Source organism: Peribacillus cavernae (assembly GCF_003989135.1).
GTDB classification, from domain to species: Bacteria; Bacillota; Bacilli; order Bacillales; family DSM-1321; genus Peribacillus; species Peribacillus cavernae.
Window position 1 is genome coordinate 1 of record NZ_RYZZ01000041.1, and the last position, 2,515, is coordinate 2,515.

Below are 2,515 nucleotides of genomic sequence, written 5' to 3' on the forward strand. Positions count from 1 at the left end.
AAACATATGAGGTTTCACTTTCGAAGGTACAAGGGTTGATGTTTTCCTCGATAATTCAACATATTTTGAAATAATGTAAGCAATCCCTTCCTTGGTAAGCTTGTTTTTCTGATTGTTTGTAAAGAGGGGATATTCATTTTTCCATGGTTTATCCAGATTGTTTTCAACAATATAGCGTTCCAATAAAGATAAGGTATTCTTCATAAGGGGAACACGTCGTGTCTTATTTCCTTTTCCCGTCAATACAACCACTGCCGGCGTATCTAGGATTAAATCACTGACTTTAATATCAATTAGTTCTTGCACCCTGGCTCCTGTATCATACAGAACACTCATTAGTGTTAGGTCACGGCGGCCTTTCAGACAGCCCCTGTCGGGCTGTTCCAGAAGTAGTTTCATAGCTTCTGGTGTCAGATGCTCCACCACTGTTTTATTTGCCTTTTTAGAAGGGATTGCGATTACCTTTTGAAAATGGAATAGACCGGAAGGTTCTTCAGCCTGTACATAACGAAAAAAGGAATGGATCGCTGAAAGTCTTTGGTTTCTGGTTGAGATGCTACACTTTCTAACCGTTTCCAACCATTCTAGAAAGCCAGTAAGCAGTCCGCTTGTAAGAATATCTAGTGTAATTCGTTCCGCTGGAATGCTTTTTGTTTCCTGGCAGTACTTTATCAAAAGTTTAAACGTATCACGGTATGAGTGGATTGTATTCTTACTGACATTTTTCTGTGATGGAAGGTAAACCGAAAGGAATTCTGTAAGGTGCTTCGCAAAATCAGTCGGTTTCATTGGTATAACCTTCCAATTGAGGGATTATTCCCGGGTACCGAGTTTCTAGCTTTAAAGTGATTTTTGGAAACACATCTGCAGTCAGACGCAGATAATAGGCGGTTTCCTCAAAGGAATCGTGCCCCATATACGTTTTAAGTACTGGAAGATATGCCGTTAATTCCTTTTCCTGTTCCGTCCATTTTTTCAGGCAATGAACTGCATAAGTATGGCGAAAGTCGTGAATACGTGGACCCAATCCTCTTCCACCATGTGAAATTCCCGCATTCCACAAAAACCTACGGAAGTTTTTATATACATTTCCTGCCGTCATCGGTTTGCCATCAAGCGCCGGAAAAAAATAATCTTCTGCTTTTGGGTAAGGATGTACTGCTTTCGAATAAAGGCGACAACGTTCCGTAAGGGACACGGACATGGGTACCAACCTACTGTTATCCTTTTTGGAATGATTTATGGTGAGGATACCATTTTCAAGGTCAACGTCGGCTACTTTGAGAAGCCTTGCCTCGGATACCCTCAATCCACACATATAAATCATACGAAAGAACACGGGCATAATCAGATGTCTGTTTGGGCATTCGTAACAGAATTTGCATTTTTCCGTTTCGGCAAAAAAACCTTTTAGTTCATCAACAGTATAAATATAGGGTATATATTGTTCTCCTGTAGGAAAATATCCCTTGGGGATAATGTAAGCTTTGACTTCAATTGAATCTAGATATTTCCCAAACTGACGGATAACTGAAGCGCGTGAACATAGATTTGCCTGTCCCTCGTAAGGTTTTTTGCTGCACCAGTCTAATACGATTTCCTTGGTAAGGTCAGTGGCATGGGGGTATTTTTCCATTGTAAATCTGTCAAAACGTTTTAAATGGTGTGAATCTGTATCGTATTTGTATCCGATAGCCTTTTTCAGTTCCACATGATTTTGGATATGATTTTTAAAAGGGCCTTCATAAATGATTTCACTCATGATTCAGCACCTCCTCAAAATCAAGGGAACATTCTTTCAGCTTTTTGATGTCAACCTTTAAATAAACTGCTGTTGACTCTGTATCCACATGGCCAAGGATATCTGAAATAGTGGAAAGCGGTGTATCTTTTTCAAGAAGCATGCTGGCCATGGTATGCCTAAGGGAATGCATTCCTCTTCTTTTTTTTAAAGTAGGAAGGTGTGCTAATTCCATGTACCTTTTAATTAACTGATGTAAATGATCTCCTTCTGAAAAGGGACCAAATGGTGCCATGTGTTTTACAAATACATATGGACTGCTTATTTTAGGACGACCGTATTTAAGATAATCAATGATTGCCCATCCCACCTCCGGTGTTAATGGAAGAGATAAAGGCTGTCTCGTTTTTGATTGTGTAAATACAAGCTTTTTCTCTGCCCAATGGAAGTGCTCCATTTTCAAATTTTTAATATCTGTACACCGCAAACCGAGGCAACATGCCATTAAAATAATCGCATAATCTCTTTTGCCCTTTGGACTCCCTCTGTCAATAGCAGCGATTAATTTTTTTAATTCATCCTCTGTCCATACAGATGGAATACGGGTCTGTTTTCTTGCCTGAACCATAGGCGTTTTTGAAGCAAAATCAGTCTGTATTTCTCCTGAATACAGAAGAAAACGGAAAAAGGTACGTATGGAACAAATATTTTGTTCTACTGTTTTGTAAGTATAACCAGCCAAGGTTTTAATGTAGTCGTTAATCAATGTAAGAT

The 2,515-nt window shown here is 39.2% G+C and carries 3 protein-coding genes; all 3 read right to left on the bottom strand.

The window, feature by feature from the left end; genetic code table 11:
- On the bottom strand, window positions 1-789 hold a 789-nt coding region (locus ELQ35_RS20120), incomplete at its 3' end, for a tyrosine-type recombinase/integrase (RefSeq protein WP_126866970.1).
- On the bottom strand, window positions 776-1,762 hold the full coding sequence (locus ELQ35_RS20125) for a tyrosine-type recombinase/integrase (RefSeq protein WP_126866971.1): 987 nt from the start codon (window positions 1,760-1,762) through the stop codon (window positions 776-778). The genes ELQ35_RS20125 and ELQ35_RS20120, both read right to left, overlap by 14 nt.
- A partial coding sequence (locus ELQ35_RS20130) for a site-specific integrase (RefSeq protein ID WP_221884991.1) occupies window positions 1,755-2,515 on the bottom strand: 761 nt, incomplete at its 5' end. The genes ELQ35_RS20125 and ELQ35_RS20130, both read right to left, overlap by 8 nt.